Here is a 15,433-nt window from a genome sequence, read left to right as displayed (position 1 = left end):
AGTGCAAACCAAATCAATGGTTTGCACATTCACTTTTACGTTGTAAACGGTCGCGTCCAAGTCGTATTATACCAAAAATATCTTCCAAAAATCAAATGTTTTTTAAAACAGATGTCAAAATAGACGAATAATCATCCGCAATATTTTAAATAATATCACTCCGATATGACATGTTCTTTCTATCCCTTTCATTCAAAACCCTCTTTTATCAAAATACTCTTAACTCCGTCAAAATTATGTCCTATAATAATATCATACTTTTACAATATATGAAAATTCAAAAGGAGACCCTTTTAATGAAAGTAATCGATCTTACCCATACAATCTGTGAAAATATGCCTGTATACCCGGGAACAGAGCCTCCTACCCTGGAACCATCAAGCACTTATGCGGAAAATGGATTCAAAGAAACAAAAGTAACCTTGTTCACACATATCGGCACACATATGGATCCGCCCGCCCATATATTTCCAGGTCGAACGACTCTGGATCAATTCCCGGCAGAACAATTTATCGGAAAAGCACTGGTCATCGACTGCCGTGATTTAAAACCGGGATCCTCGATAACCATGGCATCTCTTGTGAAATACGGAACAACTGTCAAATCCGCAGATTTTCTTTTATTTAATCTAGGATGGGATAAGTTCTGGGGAACGGATGCCTATTTTGGCGATTATCCTTGTATTGACGAAGAGGTAATAGACTTTGTTATTCATGGGCATTATAAAGGAATCGGCTTCGATGTCATAGGTCTTGATCCTATCGCAGATGAGAATCTGACACGACACAAAAAGTTATTCCAGTCCACAGATATCATCAATATCGAGAATCTCTGCAATCTTGACCAATGTGGAGCCGATCTGTTCTGGTTTTGCTGTTGTCCATTGAAACTGGATGACTGCGATGGCGCCCCGATTCGGGCAATCGCATGGTTTGATTAATCTTTTGAAGATATTCGAAAGCAAAAACCCCTTTCTCCAGACACATCCGTCTGAAGAAAAGGGGTTTTATTATATCATCTCTACCATGTCAATTCCAGATACAGGTCTTTATATTGCTGAGCAGATTTATCCCAGGAGAAATCCTTATCCATATCTCTCTGAACCATCTCATCCCAGCACCAGCGATTGGTGAAGTACAAGGTCTTTGCTCTGTTGATTGCATCCAGCAAAAGACCAGCGTCATAATAATTAAATGTGAAACCATTTCCTGTATTTGTAAACATATTATAAGGTTCTACCGTATCTTTTAATCCGCCTGTCTCCCGGACAATCGGGATTGTACCATAATGCATGGCAATCAGCTGTGTCAGTCCGCAAGGTTCAAACTGAGACGGTACCAAAAAGGCATCTGCACCGGCATAGATTCTGTGAGCTCTCGTCTCATCATACATAATGTTCGAGCACACATTTCCTTTATATGCATTTTCATAATAGCGGAAGGAATTCTCATACACATCGTCTCCGGTTCCCAGGACAACAACCTGTGTATGTTCGTCCATAATCTGCGGAAGAATCGCATTGACCAGATCCAGTCCTTTCTGATCTGTCAGTCGGGATATTAATCCGATAACAAACTTGTGATCATCCTGCTCCAATCCCAGCTCTTCCTGTAATTTTCGTTTATTTTCCTTCTTCTTATCCAATACATCTGTAATGTCATAGTTGGCATATAATCTAGAATCTGTGCTGGTATTCCAGATATCATAGTCAATTCCGTTGACAATTCCTCTCAATTTGCCAGAATGATATCTTAAATGAGCATCCAGCTTCTCACCATAATAATCTGTCTGAATCTCTCCGGCATATGTATGGCTGACCGTTGTAATGACATTTGAATAAGTCAAGCCGCCTTTTAACATATTGGCATCGTTGTAACTTACCTTCAATGCATCTTTATTGAACACATAATCCGGCAGTCCTGACCAATAACGGATTGTAGGAATATTGTAGATTCCCTGGAACCGCAGATTATGGATAGTCAGAATCGTCTTTGCAGAAGTCAGTTTCGTATCTTCAAATAACGTTCTCAAATATACTGGAACCAAGGCTGCCTGCCAATCATGGCAATGAATAATATCCGGAACCCAGTCCATATAATTCAATGCTGCCAATGCTGCCTTTGCAAAATAGCAATACTTCGGAATATCATCGATCAGATTCGTATATGGATTACCGCTGCTAAAGAATTCTTCATTATCAATGAAATCATATACTACTCCATCCCAGACATATTCCATAATTCCAACGTAGAATGATCTTCCATCGGAACACAGATTCATCTCAAAAGATCCCTTATAGATCATCTTCTCCTGGTATTTCCATGGAATACATTTATAACGTGGAAGAATTACTTTTACATCACAGTTCTGTTTTACCAGTGCTTTTGGCAATGCATACATAACATCACCAAGACCACCTGTCTTAACAAACGGATAACACTCAGAGCCAATAAATGCAACACTTCTTCTCGGAGTCTGGCGCACCTCAAATGTTGGTTCTTCTACAACTTCTGGTTCTGCTGGTTTTACTTCTTCTGCAGCTGGTGCTTTTACCTCTTCTGCCTTTGGTTCTTCTACGACAGCTTCCTTCACTTCTTCTACCTTTGGTTCTTCTGCGACAGCTTCCTTCACTTTCTCTGCTTTTGGCTCCTCTGTCTTTGCCTTGGTCTCTTTCTTTGCTGCTGTCTTCGGCTTCTCTTCTTTTGCTTTTGTTTCTTTCTTAGCTGCTGCCTTTGGCTTCTCTTCTTTTGCTTTTGTTTCTTTCTTAGCTGCTGCCTTTGGCTTCTCTTCTTTCACAGTTTTTGCTGGTTCTATCTTTTCTGCACTTACTTCTTCAACCTTCTTCTCTTTCTCTTCTGGTTTTACTGCAGTTGCTTTTGTCTCGGTTGTTTTTGCTGTGGTTGTTTTTGCTGTGGTTGTTTTTGCTGCAGTTTTCTTTGCAGTTGTCTTGGTTGCAGCTGGTTTCTTGGTTGTTGCTTTGGTAGCTTGTTTCTTAGCCATCTAATACCTCCAAAATAAATATAACATTTTACTCTTTATGATCTTAACTTCAAGCAAATATTTTAAATCATAGAATATTATATCACAAATGCTATATTTGGCAAATATCATAATTATGGCTGCTTTTTACTGACAGATTTCTTTGAACGAAATATTCAATTCTCCGACGCCTCCGTCAATCTCTATTCGATTACTGCCGGCTCCATAAAAGGAATCATCATGCATTTTCTGATTCTCCAGTTTCGCCTCCCCGATTCCTTTATCAAGTTCAATTCTATAATCTTCAGCTGTCCCTTCCAGTGTAAGATTCGTCTCTCCGAGTCCATAATCAATGCTGCCGGCTCCTTCAAGTCTTCCAGATAGATTTAATTCTCCGATTCCCATATCGATATCGGCATTATACAGATATCCATCTGCAATCGTAACATCTCCAATGCCACCGTCAATTTCTGCCTGATTCAATGCCTGAATCCTTCCTACCTTCAATTCTCCTACTCCAAGATTCATAACCAGAGAATCTGTCAAAAGCTCATCTATCGTTACTTCTCCAACACCAGTATTTAGTTCAACGGATTCAAACATCGTCTCTTCCGGGATTGTAAGTACCACTTTCATCCTGTTTGAATGTGCCATAAAGAATGGCCTTTTTTCTCTGATTTCCAGACGCCTGCCATTTAACTCATAGGAAATATACTTGTGATTTGTCTCCAGTTTCAATTGCTTCCCAGTCTTAATTTCAAGTTTCGCAGCATTTATATCAATAATAAGATCTGTAACATCATTCTCAATAACATATTCACTCATCTTTCCTTCTGTACCAGCGCTGACCAGGCCAAAAACAACACCCACTGCTCCACATATTCCACTTAAGATACTGATACTTAAAAAGATTGCAAATGCCAATGCCAAATATTTAATAACTTTCTGTCCCGTTGTCATTTTACATCCACACCTCCGAAAATACATGTACAGTTAATGTAAATAGTGCATCTGTTGTCCTTTGAATTCTGATGTTTTTTCGCATCAGCGCCGCCAAAAAGAGAATTGGAATTTATTTTTACATTGACGCCATCTGGAACAAGGATATCAATACCTCCAAAAATACTGCTGGCCGTTATCACAGCATCTTCTTCAATAATTGCATTTCTCAAGTCACACTTTACACCGCCAAAGACTGCTGTAAGTTCTGCCCCCTTGAAAACCTCATAAGAAAAATTGATATTCTGCCCGGAAAATGCTGCAAAAGCTATCTTAACTTCCTCACCATTCATTTTCATCGTTTTCATAATCTCCGAACTTTTATTTCCCACGATTCCTCTCAGGATCATTTTCACACCGAAAACCGCAATGATCACCGGAACCAAAAGTTTCCAAAGCAGATCAAAATCCAAAACATTCTGACATGCAAGAAGCAAGAATATTCCAATCAGGAGCCCGACCAGACTGGCAGTCCTGTCACCGTTGTTAAATAACCCAATAAAACTTGGAATAATAATAAATAAAGTCCACCATCCGTCAAAAAATATCTCGATATTCGTAATTCCAAATGCATTGAGAGCCAATACTGCACTTATCGCAATCAATACAATCCCCCATAAAATATTGTTTATTCTTTTCATCTCATTTTCCTCCTTCACTTTGTATAGTTGTATTCTAAAAAAAATCCGCCTTATTCGATAGGCAGATTTTTCAGGAGATTGTGTCAATTATTTAGACTCGTATGATTTTGTAATTCATTTATTGTCTTCCAATATTTATTATGATAAAATACAGCCAAAGCATTTTATTTCTATCAGTCTAAGCAAAACACATCTGAAATTCATCTCAATCATCAGAAAATCTTAGAAATCTCAATGCTTGATTACCCACATAACAGCAGAGGATTTCCAGGATGGACTAAGATGCACTTAAAAACCTCTGCAAGAATAGAAAAAGGAGGTCTTTTATGGAACAGACAGGAACAATTCCCTCAAACCGCATCTACAAAGCCCGTATCTTTGAGATGATATTCAGTGACAAAAAAGAATTGCTTGCCTTGTATAATGCAGTCAACAAAACAGATTATGATGATCCTGAATTGCTGGAAATCAACACTTTGCAAAATGCTATTTATATGTCAATGAAGAACGATGTATCTTTTATTATTGACTCCAGACTGTCATTGTATGAACACCAATCCACTTACAGCCCGAATCTACCACTTCGGTATTTACTGTATGTATCTGATATCTATGCTAATATTACAAAGAACGAGAATCTGTATGGGCGAAAGGCTATCAACATACCATCGCCTCGATTCATAATCTTTTATAATGGAAGAGATCCATTCCCAGATCAAATGATTCTGAAATTGTCAGATATGTATACTATAGGGGAAGAGGATACATCCTTGGAGTTAACGGCACTTATGCTAAATATTAATCCAGATTATAATCAGGAACTGCTAAATGCATGTAAAACATTAAAGGATTATTCTCTATATACTGCTAGAGTACGGGAATATGCAGATAGAATGTCACTGGAGGATGCTGTGGAGCGAGCGATAACAGAATGTATCAAAGAAGGAATTCTGTCAGAATTTCTCTTGAAGAACAGAGCGGAGGCGAAACGAATGAGTATCTACGAATATGATGAGGAAAGGCATATGCGCCAGACACGTGCTGAGGGATACGAAGAGGGCGAGGCCGCTGGAATAAAAGAAGCTACACAGCGCCTGAATCAATTAAATCGGTTGCTTGCAGAGCAAAACCGTACAGAAGATATCATAAAAGCCGCAATAGATGAAAATTATCAGAAGAAGCTTTTAGAAGAATTTGATCTATAACTCTGAAGAAGCCGCCAATGGCGGCTTCTTCTTTCTAAATGCATGGCAGTTAACTATTCAAACAGCTACCGTCAGCCGTTCAATACTTCTTCCATTTGCCCATTGTGTACAATACACATTCGTACATTTTTGATACTTTTCAAACTGTTTTTTTGCATTTTGTTCATCTCCGTATACTTTCCAGCATCCGATACATTTGTATCCGCATGCGCGATTTTCTATAAATCCACGTACATCCTCTGGCGGATACCCAAGAAAAAGTCCAATCTCATGCGGAAATTCTTCTGACTCATGCAATCGCTTACTCAGACGGACTACGCATTTATCGGAATCGTCTACAGAATATCCGTATTCTCTCAGGATCTTCGCTGCATCTTCTGCTGCCAGATCATTTTCCAGTTTATTCGGGCGATAAATATAGAGCAATACCCGGTCAGCAGACATTCGCAGCGGAATCACACGTACTCCCTTTGGTACCAGACGTCGATTCAGGGAACGTACAGCGGATAATAATTCTTTTCTATCTGAATACGGACAATTAAACACATTCCCTGTCTTTAATCCTGCTAATGTGGGCGAACAATGACGGATAATCATCTCATCGGACATGCTGCTCCCTCCAGTCTTACATTTTCTTCCAGAATGCTCTTCAGAGCTGACATTGAACTTGTATGAGAACGAACAATCCGAACGTCTCTTCCTTTGGTCTCATTCAATGCATTGCGCACCATTTTATGTGATACTGTCCCCGTAAACAGCACCATCAAATCCGGATTCCCGATTCCTTTCAAGCTGCTCTTCTGCTTCGGATATACTTTCGCATCACATTGATATTCCTGACATAAATCTTTATACTTTCGAACCATACACTCATTTCCACCTATGATTACCACGCTCATGTTCAGCATCTCCCTTCTTGGTTAGCTATTGCTAACCTATATTTTGAAAGAAAACGCCTTGCGGCGCAATCTTTCGTTAAATCATTTTTATACAGCTTTGTTAGTTTCAGCTAACTTATTATTTTATATAATAACTATCTTATGCTCCTGTGTCAATTCTTTTTGTATAATTTCGTAATATCGATAATTTATCTCAATATTATTTAACAAATCCGTCCATTTTCCATCTCATAGATTACATCTGTCACATTCATCGTGGATTTTCTATGCGATACCAGCACCACCGTTTTATCCCCTCGAGATTCATGTAATGACTTCAAAATAATTCCTTCATTTAAGGAATCCAGATTACTGGTCGGCTCATCAAGAAGCATGAACGGCGCATCGTGAAGAAATGCCCTTGCAATCCCGATTCGCTGCTTTTCTCCGCCAGAGAGGGTATCTCCCAATTCACCAACCTCCGTATCGTAACCATTTGGCAACGTCATGATGAATTTATGGATAGAAGCTTTTTTTGCCGCCTCTATAATCTCTTCTCTGGAAGCCCCCAGTCTTCCGACTGCAATATTATTGGCAATGGAATCATGGAACAGATATGTTTCCTGCGTCACATAGGATTCCATATCCCGCAGATCTTTTGTATTAACTTCCCGAATGTCCTTTCCGGAGATTCGAATATCTCCTTGATCTGCATCCCAGAAACGCATCAAAAGCTTTAGCAGCGTAGATTTACCAGAACCGCTCGCCCCGTGGATTCCTACAACCTTTCCTCTCGGGAGCTCAATAGAATAGTCTTTCAGAATCTGTTCTTCCTCATAGGCAAAATCCACATGCTCTGCTTTTGCACCAGCAAATATAGTCTGCTCTTTTTCTCCAACTTCTTCAATCTGCGGTTCTTCTTCCAACAGAGAGAGAACACGCTCTCCACTGGCCAGTGTCTGATTCAGATTATTAGACAGGTTAGACAGTGCCGTCACCGGTCCAAAGGAACCCATCATAGCAATGACTGTTATTAGCATACTGTCAAAACTGACAATGCCTCTTTCATACTTCCAAAGCATGAAGAAGAGCATTCCAAAAGAGAATAACAAAATAGCCATATTCGTCAATGCCCCCTGCACTGCCTCATGACGGTTCAACTTCTTCTGCATCAGTCCCAGTTCTCTGGAACGATCATCAATCTGTTTCATTCGCTCTTCGCCCTTGTCATACTGGATTGTCTCGTCCAGTCCACGAAGGGAATCCAATATAAAACTGTTCAACTCCCCGAAAGAATTCCGAAACTGCATCCCTTCCTCTGCTCCTTTCTTCCCGTTCCAGACCGGAATCACGACACCGACTACTATATACCCCATAAGTGCAAGTATACCTGCCGGTGCATACTGTGCACCGATAAAAAGAACCATAATCAGAGAAGTCAGAATTGCAATGGCAATCGGAGAGATTGTATGCGCATAGAAAACTTCCAGAAGCTCGATATCTGATGTAATGATAGAGATAAGATTCCCCTTATCTCGTCCTTCCAGTTTCGCCGGGCATAGCCTGCGAAGTGACGCAAATACTTTATGCCGAATGATTGCAAGCAGCTTGAATGCAATGAAGTGGTTACAATATTGCTCTCCATAATGAAGCACACCACGCAGAATAGCAAGAACAATCAGGATTGACGCTATCGTTCCAAATGACCGTGACGGGAAGAATCCCCCTTCAATCACGTCCACGTTTTGCCGCAGAATCTCTGACAATCCATATAACATTCCATACCCGGTAAGAATGGTTAAAAAAATGGCACACAAATATCCCAGTACTCCTAATAGAATGGCAAGACACATCAGCAGAAGCAACGGTTTCACTAATCCGATGAGCTGTCCCATAATCACAATACCTTTTCTTCGTTTTTTCTGCTCCATTACTCTGTCACTACCTTTCTGTCTAAATATTCTTCTGACTGGCTGATCGCGTGTCCATAGGATTCCAGATCTCGCTGATATCGGTATAAATCTGCATAAGCTCCTCCAGATTCCATCAGCTCCTTATGAGTACCAGACTGTACCACATGTCCCTTCTCCAACATATAGATTCGGTCAGATTCTACTACATTCGCAAGTCTGTGAGAAATGAGCAGGATTGTCTTCGTCTTCGCCAGCCCCCGTATTACTTCCATAATCATCTCTTCGCTTTCCATATCAATATTGGACGTCGCCTCATCAAAGATATAGACCGGTGTGTCGTGGAGAAGCGCTCTTGCCAGCGCCAGTCTCTGGCACTGCCCGCCGGAGAAATTGCTTCCTCTTTCCAGGATAGGCGTATCCAGTCCTTGCTGTTCCTCCAAAAATCCTAACAAGTTGACTTTTTCCAGCACTGCGTACATCTCTTTTTCTGATGCATCGGCTTTCCCCATCTTCAGGTTCTCACGGACTGTTCCTTTAAACAGATAGCTATTGTGACTGACCAGAGTAATGTGATCCATCAAGCTCTTTTCTGAAACTTTCGAAAGTTCCTGGTCCTGGATAGTAATGCTGCCCCGATAGCCCTTGTTTCTTCCCATAAGGATACCCGCAATGGTACTTTTTCCACAGCCAGAGGTTCCCACCAGAGAAGTGAAACTGCCGCCGCTCAATTCCACGGTCACACCTTCCAGAATATCCCTTTCTTCTTCATAGGCAAATCGCACATCCTCTAATTGGATAGTCGTCGTTTCTTTCCTAAGCTCAATCTCTTTCTCCTCCGGTTCCGGCAGATCCAATAACGCAAAGATCTTGTCACTTGCCGCCATACCGTTCATAGCAATATGAAAGAAAGAACCCAGAAGCCGCAGTGGAATAAAAAATTCAGATGCCAGTAATATAATCATCAGCGCTCCGCTGAAGCTGACATTCCCCTTGATATATTCTGAAAGTGTCACGATCATGCCGACTGCTGCGCCGCCATAGGCAATGATGTCCATCACACTGGTAGAATTCAGCTGCATAGTCAACACTTTCATGGTAATCCGCCGAAATCTCTGAGATTCTTCATCCATCTCATCTGCTTTATCTGCATCAGCCTGATAAATCTTCAGAGTTGTCAATCCCTGCAGATTCTCCAGGAAAGAATCTCCCAGTTCTGTATAGATTCCCCAATATCTGTTTAATAATTTTTTTGCAAATTTCTGTACTGCCACGATAGAGATCGGGATCAGCGGAACACAGATCAAAAGCACCAGGCTTGCTTTCAGATTCACAAAAGCAAGGATAACAAAGAGCGTTATAGGAGCCAGCAGGCTATAGAATAACTGAGACAAATATTTTCCAAAATATGTCTCCAGCTGTTCCACACCTTCTGCTGCCATCTGTACCACTTCAGAAGTCGCAACACTTTCACGATAAGATGCTCCCAGTTTCAATAATTTCCCATAAATCTTCTCGCGCAATATCCGTTTCACATCAACGCTCGCCTCATAAGAAGCATAGGATGCCTGTCTGTCACAGATCAGGCGCAATGAAATGGCAATAAAAATCACGATACCGTATAAAAGCAGCTGATTCTTTGTAATCGCATCAAACAACGCACTCTCCAAAAGCATGGAAGCAGCATAAATCATCGCTATCTGGCATAACAGGGATATCCACTTCCATACGACCTGAAACACAATATATTTTTTTGCATGAGATAACAGTTTGACCAATCTTGTTTTTATCATGTTTTGTAGTTTCCTTTCTTTCACGATTCTGTTCTTCTGAATAATAATCGTCTTTTTCAGTTAATTGAATTAGTGGCCGCTAACCATCATTCAAAAAAAGAAGCCTCGGTTTGAGGCAACTAACTTATATATATCATTTTATTACACAAACTGTCAATTACTTTTTTCAACTAACTGCTTCTGTTTTAAACTTTGCACAATAAAAAAGACTTGAGGCACATCAATCCCCAAGTCTCTTCTTCCTATTGTTTAGACAAAATTACAATGAAGCAGTTCATGCTCTTTCCCTTTCAAAAGAGTATGCTCTCCCTGTTTAAAAGACAGATAAGAATAAGGTTCCAGATCATCCAATATTTAACTGCTGCAAAGTCATTTTTCGTTTTACTCACCTTCAACCGGTTCTGGATTGGAAACACTGACTTTGTGATCATACCAAGTACCTTTTGTTCCTACTAACGCAAGATCAAATTCTTCATCCAATGCCGGGACAGGAATATCGAATCCATACACTTCTTCTGTCGTGCCATCACTATACGTCACAGTATCTTCCGTAGGTTCCAGAAGTTCTGCCCCATCTTTTTGAGCATCTTCAGCAAGCCCCGGATAGAGATTCAGTATATTCTTTGATACCAGAGAAACATGTATTGTCATTTTTCCATCTTTTACCGTCAAAGTACCTTTTCCTTCACAGGCTTCATTGGCATGAAACATTCCGCTGTCTGTATTAAAATCTGCGGAATAAGTACCATCCTCTATTCCAGCATCTGCCTCACTGCTGCTCTCTGTATCTACATCCTCTTTTTGGTCTGTTTCTTCTACCTGTTCTTTTGCATCCGTATCCTGAGTATCTTTTTTCCCAGAACATCCAAATACAAGCGCAGATGAAAGCAAAAGTATTCCAAGAACTGCGATTACCCTTTTCTTCATTTTCATTTCTCCTACTCGCCAATTACTGCTTTAGTATGTGCTACATAAAGATTCTGAATCGCCTCAATCTCACCGAGACCTGCAATCTGTGTATCTACACTGTCAAATTCTCCGGAAGCATTGAACATGCTCTTCCAAGAGTCATCATCGTCTCCTGCCATATCATTATTAGCGTGGTCTCCTGCAACAACCATCAAAGGACGAAGAATTACTTTCTTATATCCTGCCTGGGCAACTGCATCTATAACAGCTTCACATGCCGTTTCTTCCGGTTCGCCTTCTACCGTTCCGATAAATACATTGTCATATCCGAGGTCATTCATCTGTGTCTGCATCTGGCTATAAGATACTTTTGCAGTATGAGAGGTACCGTGTCCCAAAAATACAAATGCTGCGCCATCTTCTTTTGCAGCATCCAGGCTGTCATATCCGGCTGTTTCTACTGCCTCGGAAGTGATTGCTTCTGCAACTGCTTTTTTATCCTCATTTACAACTGTCGCGTCTTCCCCAACTTCTCCAAGCAAAGGCTCAGCAACTTTTACAGATTCAAACTGATCCTGATAAGCTTCTACAGATTCCATCAGCTCATCATATTCTGCGCCATGCATTAAATGCGTCGGCTGTACGACCAGATTCTTTACTCCATTAGAAACCGCACGTTCCAATGCCTGATCCATATTATCAATACATTCCTCATCTCTTGCCTGAATATGGTTAATAATAATCTGTGCCGTAAATGCTCTTCTTACAGACCAGTCAGGATATGCTTCCTGAAGTGCATCTTCGATTCCCTTAATATCAGCCACGCGACTGTCATTAAAAGAGGTTCCAAAGCTGACTACGAGGATCTCATTTTCACCAATATCATCCTGATTACGAGGATCATCTTTGGATGCATCGCCTGTATCTCTTCCAAAGTAATCCGGATCTGCATTTTCCCCTTCCACCAATTCCTTCTGCTCATCTGTCAGTGCATCCCATGCCTCTTTGGCTTCCTTGCACTGTTCATCTGTTTCATCTGTTCTCTCCTGCACATAGATGGCATCAATCAATGCAGCTACTTCATCTGCCGCTTCCTGATCAGCATCTGTCTCTACTTCTTCAGTTTCCTCCGCCGTTTCGGATGTCTCCTCACTGCTGCCAGAACATCCGGTCATTACCAGAGCACTTACCATGGAAACTGCCAGCAAGATTGCTACTACTCTTTTCTTCATCTTGTTCCTCCTTCTTATTTCTGGTCCATTTCCGACAAAAGGATATAACGGCAGTACTTATGAGGGCATAATGACTTAAAGCCAAAAAACGTCCTTTTTCCATAAAATGGTAAAAGGACGTAATACTGACATAATCAAACAACACTTCCGGCAGATACAGGCACTGCCAGAAATGTAATATCTCCATTATAATCGGTTGCGACCAGTTACTCGTGATCTGTGGGCATATCCCACTCCGTTTTTAAACAGGCAGGTCTCCTGACTTGCGGATCAACATCCAAGGCCGCCTTCCCAATTGCTCAGTGACTTATCTGGCCTTGCACTCCTCGCTTACAGTGACGAGTTCGTACAGGATTTGCACCTGTTTCCCTTTTAATCAAACAATCCATGATTGTCTGAACCTATCGAACATACCTTATCACACTCAAATAAAAATGTAAAGTCTCTGAAATTGTTTTTTAATATTCTATGGTTATTGACTACTCCACATTTTTTAATGCCTCTTCCATCGGAATCTTTCGGATTCTTCTGAAATCCAGCATCATTACTATCAGGTATCCCAGAAGAACGAAGGAAAACATCTTCACATAGCCCATTGGCTCTATCGTAAAGGCAAACCATCCATTATATTTAAACATAATGATTTTCCATGCCTGTTTCATTACCGTAGAGCCTAATATTACACTTATGGTATCTGCCACAACCACTACCATTGTTGTAGAAAGCAGATATAGGCTTGCGATCTCACGGTTTTCATAACCAAGAATTTTCGTCATGGAGATTGCCGTTTCGTTCTTTTCGATAATAAGCTTTGTCAATAGATAAATCAGTACTGCTGATAAAAGGATACACAGAATCTGAAAATACTGCATATAGGCTCCCATAGAATGATCTAACTGGTCGCACATTTTCGTAATATCCTCTTTCGTAATGACTGTCGCTATTTTATCTTCTTCGATATCGGTAATCTCTGTGTCTGAGATATATCCGGTGAACTCTTCCTTGTCCAGTTCAAATAAAGAACGATATTTTTCAATCGGAAGGAAAACTGCAATACTCTGACATTTTTCATAAATTCCTGATACTTTAAACTGATACTGCTTATGTTCATATTTTTCATCCAGCTTAATAGTATCTCCCACCTTCAGGTTATACTTCTCACTGAATGGTCGTGAAAGATACACTTCATTTTCTTTAAGTACTGATAAGTTTTCAATCTGGATATATCTGCTGTTATCCCGAATGCCATAAATGGGCACTTCTTCATCCAATTCGTCCCCTGTCTTCTTTAATGCTTTCATACAGAATTCCTCTACGTCCTGATTATCCGTATGAATCATTTTCCCTTCCTCATCTTCACAGGATTTCAATACATACTGGTACTTTGCAAACATCATATCTTCTGCCTTGCCCTGATAGTAATTCAAGGTAGACGGCATTCCGACTGCCATAGCCAGCATAACCATAATAAAGAAAATGCCCGCAAAAAGGACAGCATAATTAGGCATGTTCTGGAATATGATACGCAGACGGAATCTGTTAAAAAACTTCCACTTCGGAAGCCGTACAGTTTTCTTTCGTTTTGACTTTTTCAGATCACGCCGTAAAAACTGAAGTGGTGTATGCTGCATCATACGAATAAGCACTAACAGATTTACCACAAGCATCAGGAATACTGGTATTACAGTCGTCTTAACAAACGCATCCGGGTTCCATATTGTTTCATAGGTTGGAAGGCTGTAACTATTATAATACATAGATACTACAACATCTTTAAAGACTGTATAACCCATCAAATTGCCTGCAATTGCCGCAATTATAGTTACAATCACAGGTGTTGCCAGATAATGCCTCACAAGCTCATCCTTTGTATATCCGGATGCCCGAAGGGTACCGATCATCTGTGATTCCTTCATAATAGTATTGCTGATAGTAACCGCAAAGATAAAAGCAATAATCACGATCAGGATATCCAGAAGCACTCCGCCCATCGCTTCATCCGACCCCATATCATCCGTCGCAAAATTGATTGCCGGGTTCGCATAACGGGGAACATAATCCTGAAGCTCATTCTCATGCACGACCGTCTGGGTAAGCAAAGCTTTCATGAAATCATCGGATTGCTTCTTTTCTTCTATCTCATCTATGGATCTCTGTTCATACTTCCATGCATATGTATAGTGGATCGTACCAGAGAGGCGTCCAAAGCCATCCTTCGTTACCATAGCCACATTAAACTTCAGTGCATCAAACATTAGATCCGTACTTTTCTCATGAAGCGTAGAGTAATTTACATAGGCAATCAGCCCTGTAACATGATAAGATTGCCCACTGACAGTAATCGTATCTCCTACCTGAATTCCTGCATTGTCCGCATGCATCCGATCAACAGCAATCTCATCTTCCGTCACCGGGAAACTTCCTTCCATCAGGCAGGCCTGATTAATCTCCTCTGTTCTTTCATACACTCGGATGGTACCATCGGACTTTCCGTCATCATCATGATCTTCATCCTCATTCCGGTAGAAATTCTCATATACAGTTACAGGAACTGCTGAAAAATCAGAGTCATCCAGTTCCATTTTGGCTTGATACAGATAGAACTGTTTCACATCAGCTTTTTCCCCGGTTTCAATCGCACGGATCAGCTCCTGATCTGCCTTCCGATCTAGTTCAAAATGTCCGTCCTCCAGATGATACTTCTCTTTCCCCACCGCAGCAGCCTGCATCATACTCCCATTAGCAACATACATGCCTGATACAAACCCAATGGCAAGGATTAGGAACAATGCAACAACCAGATATTTTTTCCAGTCCCTTTTTAGCTCTCGAATAATTCTCTTGCAAAGCGGATTTCTCATCTTTCCGTCTTTCATCTCTGCCACG

General features: G+C 40.7%; 12 protein-coding genes and 1 riboswitch. Of the genes, 2 read left to right on the top strand and 10 right to left on the bottom strand.

All coding sequences use genetic code 11. From position 1 onward, the window contains the following. The first annotated feature begins 296 nt into the window (after nt 1–296). Nucleotides 297–941 carry a cyclase family protein gene (locus ACQRBH_RS15200; RefSeq protein ID WP_427762347.1) on the top strand — a complete coding sequence of 215 codons (645 nt, stop codon included), beginning with the start codon at nt 297–299 and terminating at the stop codon, nt 939–941. A gap of 80 nt (nt 942–1,021) precedes the next feature. Here ACQRBH_RS15200 and ACQRBH_RS15195 read toward each other — a convergent pair whose 3' ends face one another. From ACQRBH_RS15195 to ACQRBH_RS15185, 3 genes are all read right to left on the bottom strand, one after another. Further along, nucleotides 1,022–3,001, bottom strand: coding sequence for a glycogen/starch synthase (locus tag ACQRBH_RS15195; RefSeq protein ID WP_427762346.1), 1,980 nt, complete (start codon nt 2,999–3,001; stop codon nt 1,022–1,024). A 126-nt stretch (nt 3,002–3,127) separates the two neighbouring features. Then, nucleotides 3,128–3,940 carry a DUF4097 family beta strand repeat-containing protein gene (locus ACQRBH_RS15190; protein ID WP_427762345.1) on the bottom strand — a complete coding sequence of 271 codons (813 nt, stop codon included), beginning with the start codon at nt 3,938–3,940 and terminating at the stop codon, nt 3,128–3,130. Beyond that, nucleotides 3,937–4,620: a LiaF transmembrane domain-containing protein gene (locus tag ACQRBH_RS15185; protein WP_427743268.1), complete on the bottom strand. Its 684-nt coding sequence runs from the start codon at nt 4,618–4,620 to the stop codon at nt 3,937–3,939. Before ACQRBH_RS15185 ends, ACQRBH_RS15190 begins: the two co-directional genes overlap by 4 nt. A gap of 326 nt (nt 4,621–4,946) precedes the next feature. Here ACQRBH_RS15185 and ACQRBH_RS15180 point away from each other — a divergent pair, with 326 nt between their 5' ends. After that, complete coding sequence (locus ACQRBH_RS15180) at nt 4,947–5,825, top strand: hypothetical protein (RefSeq protein ID WP_427762343.1); 879 nt, start codon at nt 4,947–4,949, stop codon at nt 5,823–5,825. Between the two features lie 57 nt (nt 5,826–5,882). Here the strand turns inward: ACQRBH_RS15180 and ACQRBH_RS15175 are convergent, their stop codons facing one another. The 7 genes from ACQRBH_RS15175 to ACQRBH_RS15145 form a co-directional block, all read right to left on the bottom strand. Next, nucleotides 5,883–6,434: a DUF3793 family protein gene (locus tag ACQRBH_RS15175; protein ID WP_427743271.1), complete on the bottom strand. Its 552-nt coding sequence runs from the start codon at nt 6,432–6,434 to the stop codon at nt 5,883–5,885. After that, nucleotides 6,419–6,724, bottom strand: coding sequence for a DUF2325 domain-containing protein (locus tag ACQRBH_RS15170; RefSeq protein WP_235233038.1), 306 nt, complete (start codon nt 6,722–6,724; stop codon nt 6,419–6,421). The genes ACQRBH_RS15175 and ACQRBH_RS15170 overlap by 16 nt, the downstream gene beginning before the upstream one ends. A 203-nt stretch (nt 6,725–6,927) precedes the next feature. Further along, nucleotides 6,928–8,634, bottom strand: coding sequence for an amino acid ABC transporter ATP-binding/permease protein (locus ACQRBH_RS15165; protein WP_427762341.1), 1,707 nt, complete (start codon nt 8,632–8,634; stop codon nt 6,928–6,930). After that, nucleotides 8,634–10,406 (bottom strand): ABC transporter ATP-binding protein/permease, encoded by a 1,773-nt coding sequence (locus ACQRBH_RS15160; RefSeq protein WP_427762340.1) that lies wholly within the window; start codon nt 10,404–10,406, stop codon nt 8,634–8,636. The genes ACQRBH_RS15165 and ACQRBH_RS15160 overlap by 1 nt, the downstream gene beginning before the upstream one ends. 381 nt (nt 10,407–10,787) lie before the next feature. Then, the gene (locus ACQRBH_RS15155; protein WP_427762338.1) at nt 10,788–11,333 is read right to left on the bottom strand and encodes a hypothetical protein; all 546 of its coding nucleotides are present in this window, start codon (nt 11,331–11,333) and stop codon (nt 10,788–10,790) included. Nucleotides 11,334–11,344: 11 nt separating this feature from the next. After that, nucleotides 11,345–12,547, bottom strand: coding sequence for a sirohydrochlorin cobaltochelatase (locus tag ACQRBH_RS15150; RefSeq protein ID WP_320856024.1), 1,203 nt, complete (start codon nt 12,545–12,547; stop codon nt 11,345–11,347). 231 nt (nt 12,548–12,778) lie between these two features. Next, nucleotides 12,779–12,967: riboswitch (cobalamin riboswitch) on the bottom strand. 59 nt (nt 12,968–13,026) lie between these two features. Beyond that, on the bottom strand, nt 13,027–15,423 hold the full coding sequence (locus ACQRBH_RS15145) for an FtsX-like permease family protein (RefSeq protein WP_427762337.1): 2,397 nt from the start codon (nt 15,421–15,423) through the stop codon (nt 13,027–13,029). Nucleotides 15,424–15,433 lie beyond the last annotated feature (10 nt).

It is taken from the genome of Bariatricus sp. SGI.161 (genome assembly GCF_050313695.1).
Classification (GTDB): Bacteria; Bacillota; Clostridia; order Lachnospirales; family Lachnospiraceae; genus JAFBIX01.
Note: the sequence above shows the minus strand (reverse complement) of the source record. Positions and strands in the feature narration are given on the sequence as shown.

Bases quoted from the DNA above. Each gene is read 5' to 3' on its own strand.
- ACQRBH_RS15190 (WP_427762345.1), bottom strand. From the start codon at position 3,940: ATGACAACGGGACAGAAAGTTATTAAATATTTGGCATTGGCATTTGCA.
- ACQRBH_RS15200 (WP_427762347.1), top strand. From the start codon at position 297: ATGAAAGTAATCGATCTTACCCATACAATCTGTGAAAATATGCCTGTA.
- ACQRBH_RS15195 (WP_427762346.1), bottom strand. From the start codon at position 3,001: ATGGCTAAGAAACAAGCTACCAAAGCAACAACCAAGAAACCAGCTGCA.
- ACQRBH_RS15160 (WP_427762340.1), bottom strand. From the start codon at position 10,406: ATGATAAAAACAAGATTGGTCAAACTGTTATCTCATGCAAAAAAATAT.
- ACQRBH_RS15150 (WP_320856024.1), bottom strand. From the start codon at position 12,547: ATGAAGAAAAGAGTAGTAGCAATCTTGCTGGCAGTTTCCATGGTAAGT.
- ACQRBH_RS15170 (WP_235233038.1), bottom strand. From the start codon at position 6,724: ATGAGCGTGGTAATCATAGGTGGAAATGAGTGTATGGTTCGAAAGTAT.
- ACQRBH_RS15175 (WP_427743271.1), bottom strand. From the start codon at position 6,434: ATGTCCGATGAGATGATTATCCGTCATTGTTCGCCCACATTAGCAGGA.
- ACQRBH_RS15165 (WP_427762341.1), bottom strand. From the start codon at position 8,634: ATGGAGCAGAAAAAACGAAGAAAAGGTATTGTGATTATGGGACAGCTC.
- ACQRBH_RS15155 (WP_427762338.1), bottom strand. From the start codon at position 11,333: ATGAAGAAAAGGGTAATCGCAGTTCTTGGAATACTTTTGCTTTCATCT.
- ACQRBH_RS15145 (WP_427762337.1), bottom strand. From the start codon at position 15,423: ATGAAAGACGGAAAGATGAGAAATCCGCTTTGCAAGAGAATTATTCGA.
- ACQRBH_RS15185 (WP_427743268.1), bottom strand. From the start codon at position 4,620: ATGAAAAGAATAAACAATATTTTATGGGGGATTGTATTGATTGCGATA.
- ACQRBH_RS15180 (WP_427762343.1), top strand. From the start codon at position 4,947: ATGGAACAGACAGGAACAATTCCCTCAAACCGCATCTACAAAGCCCGT.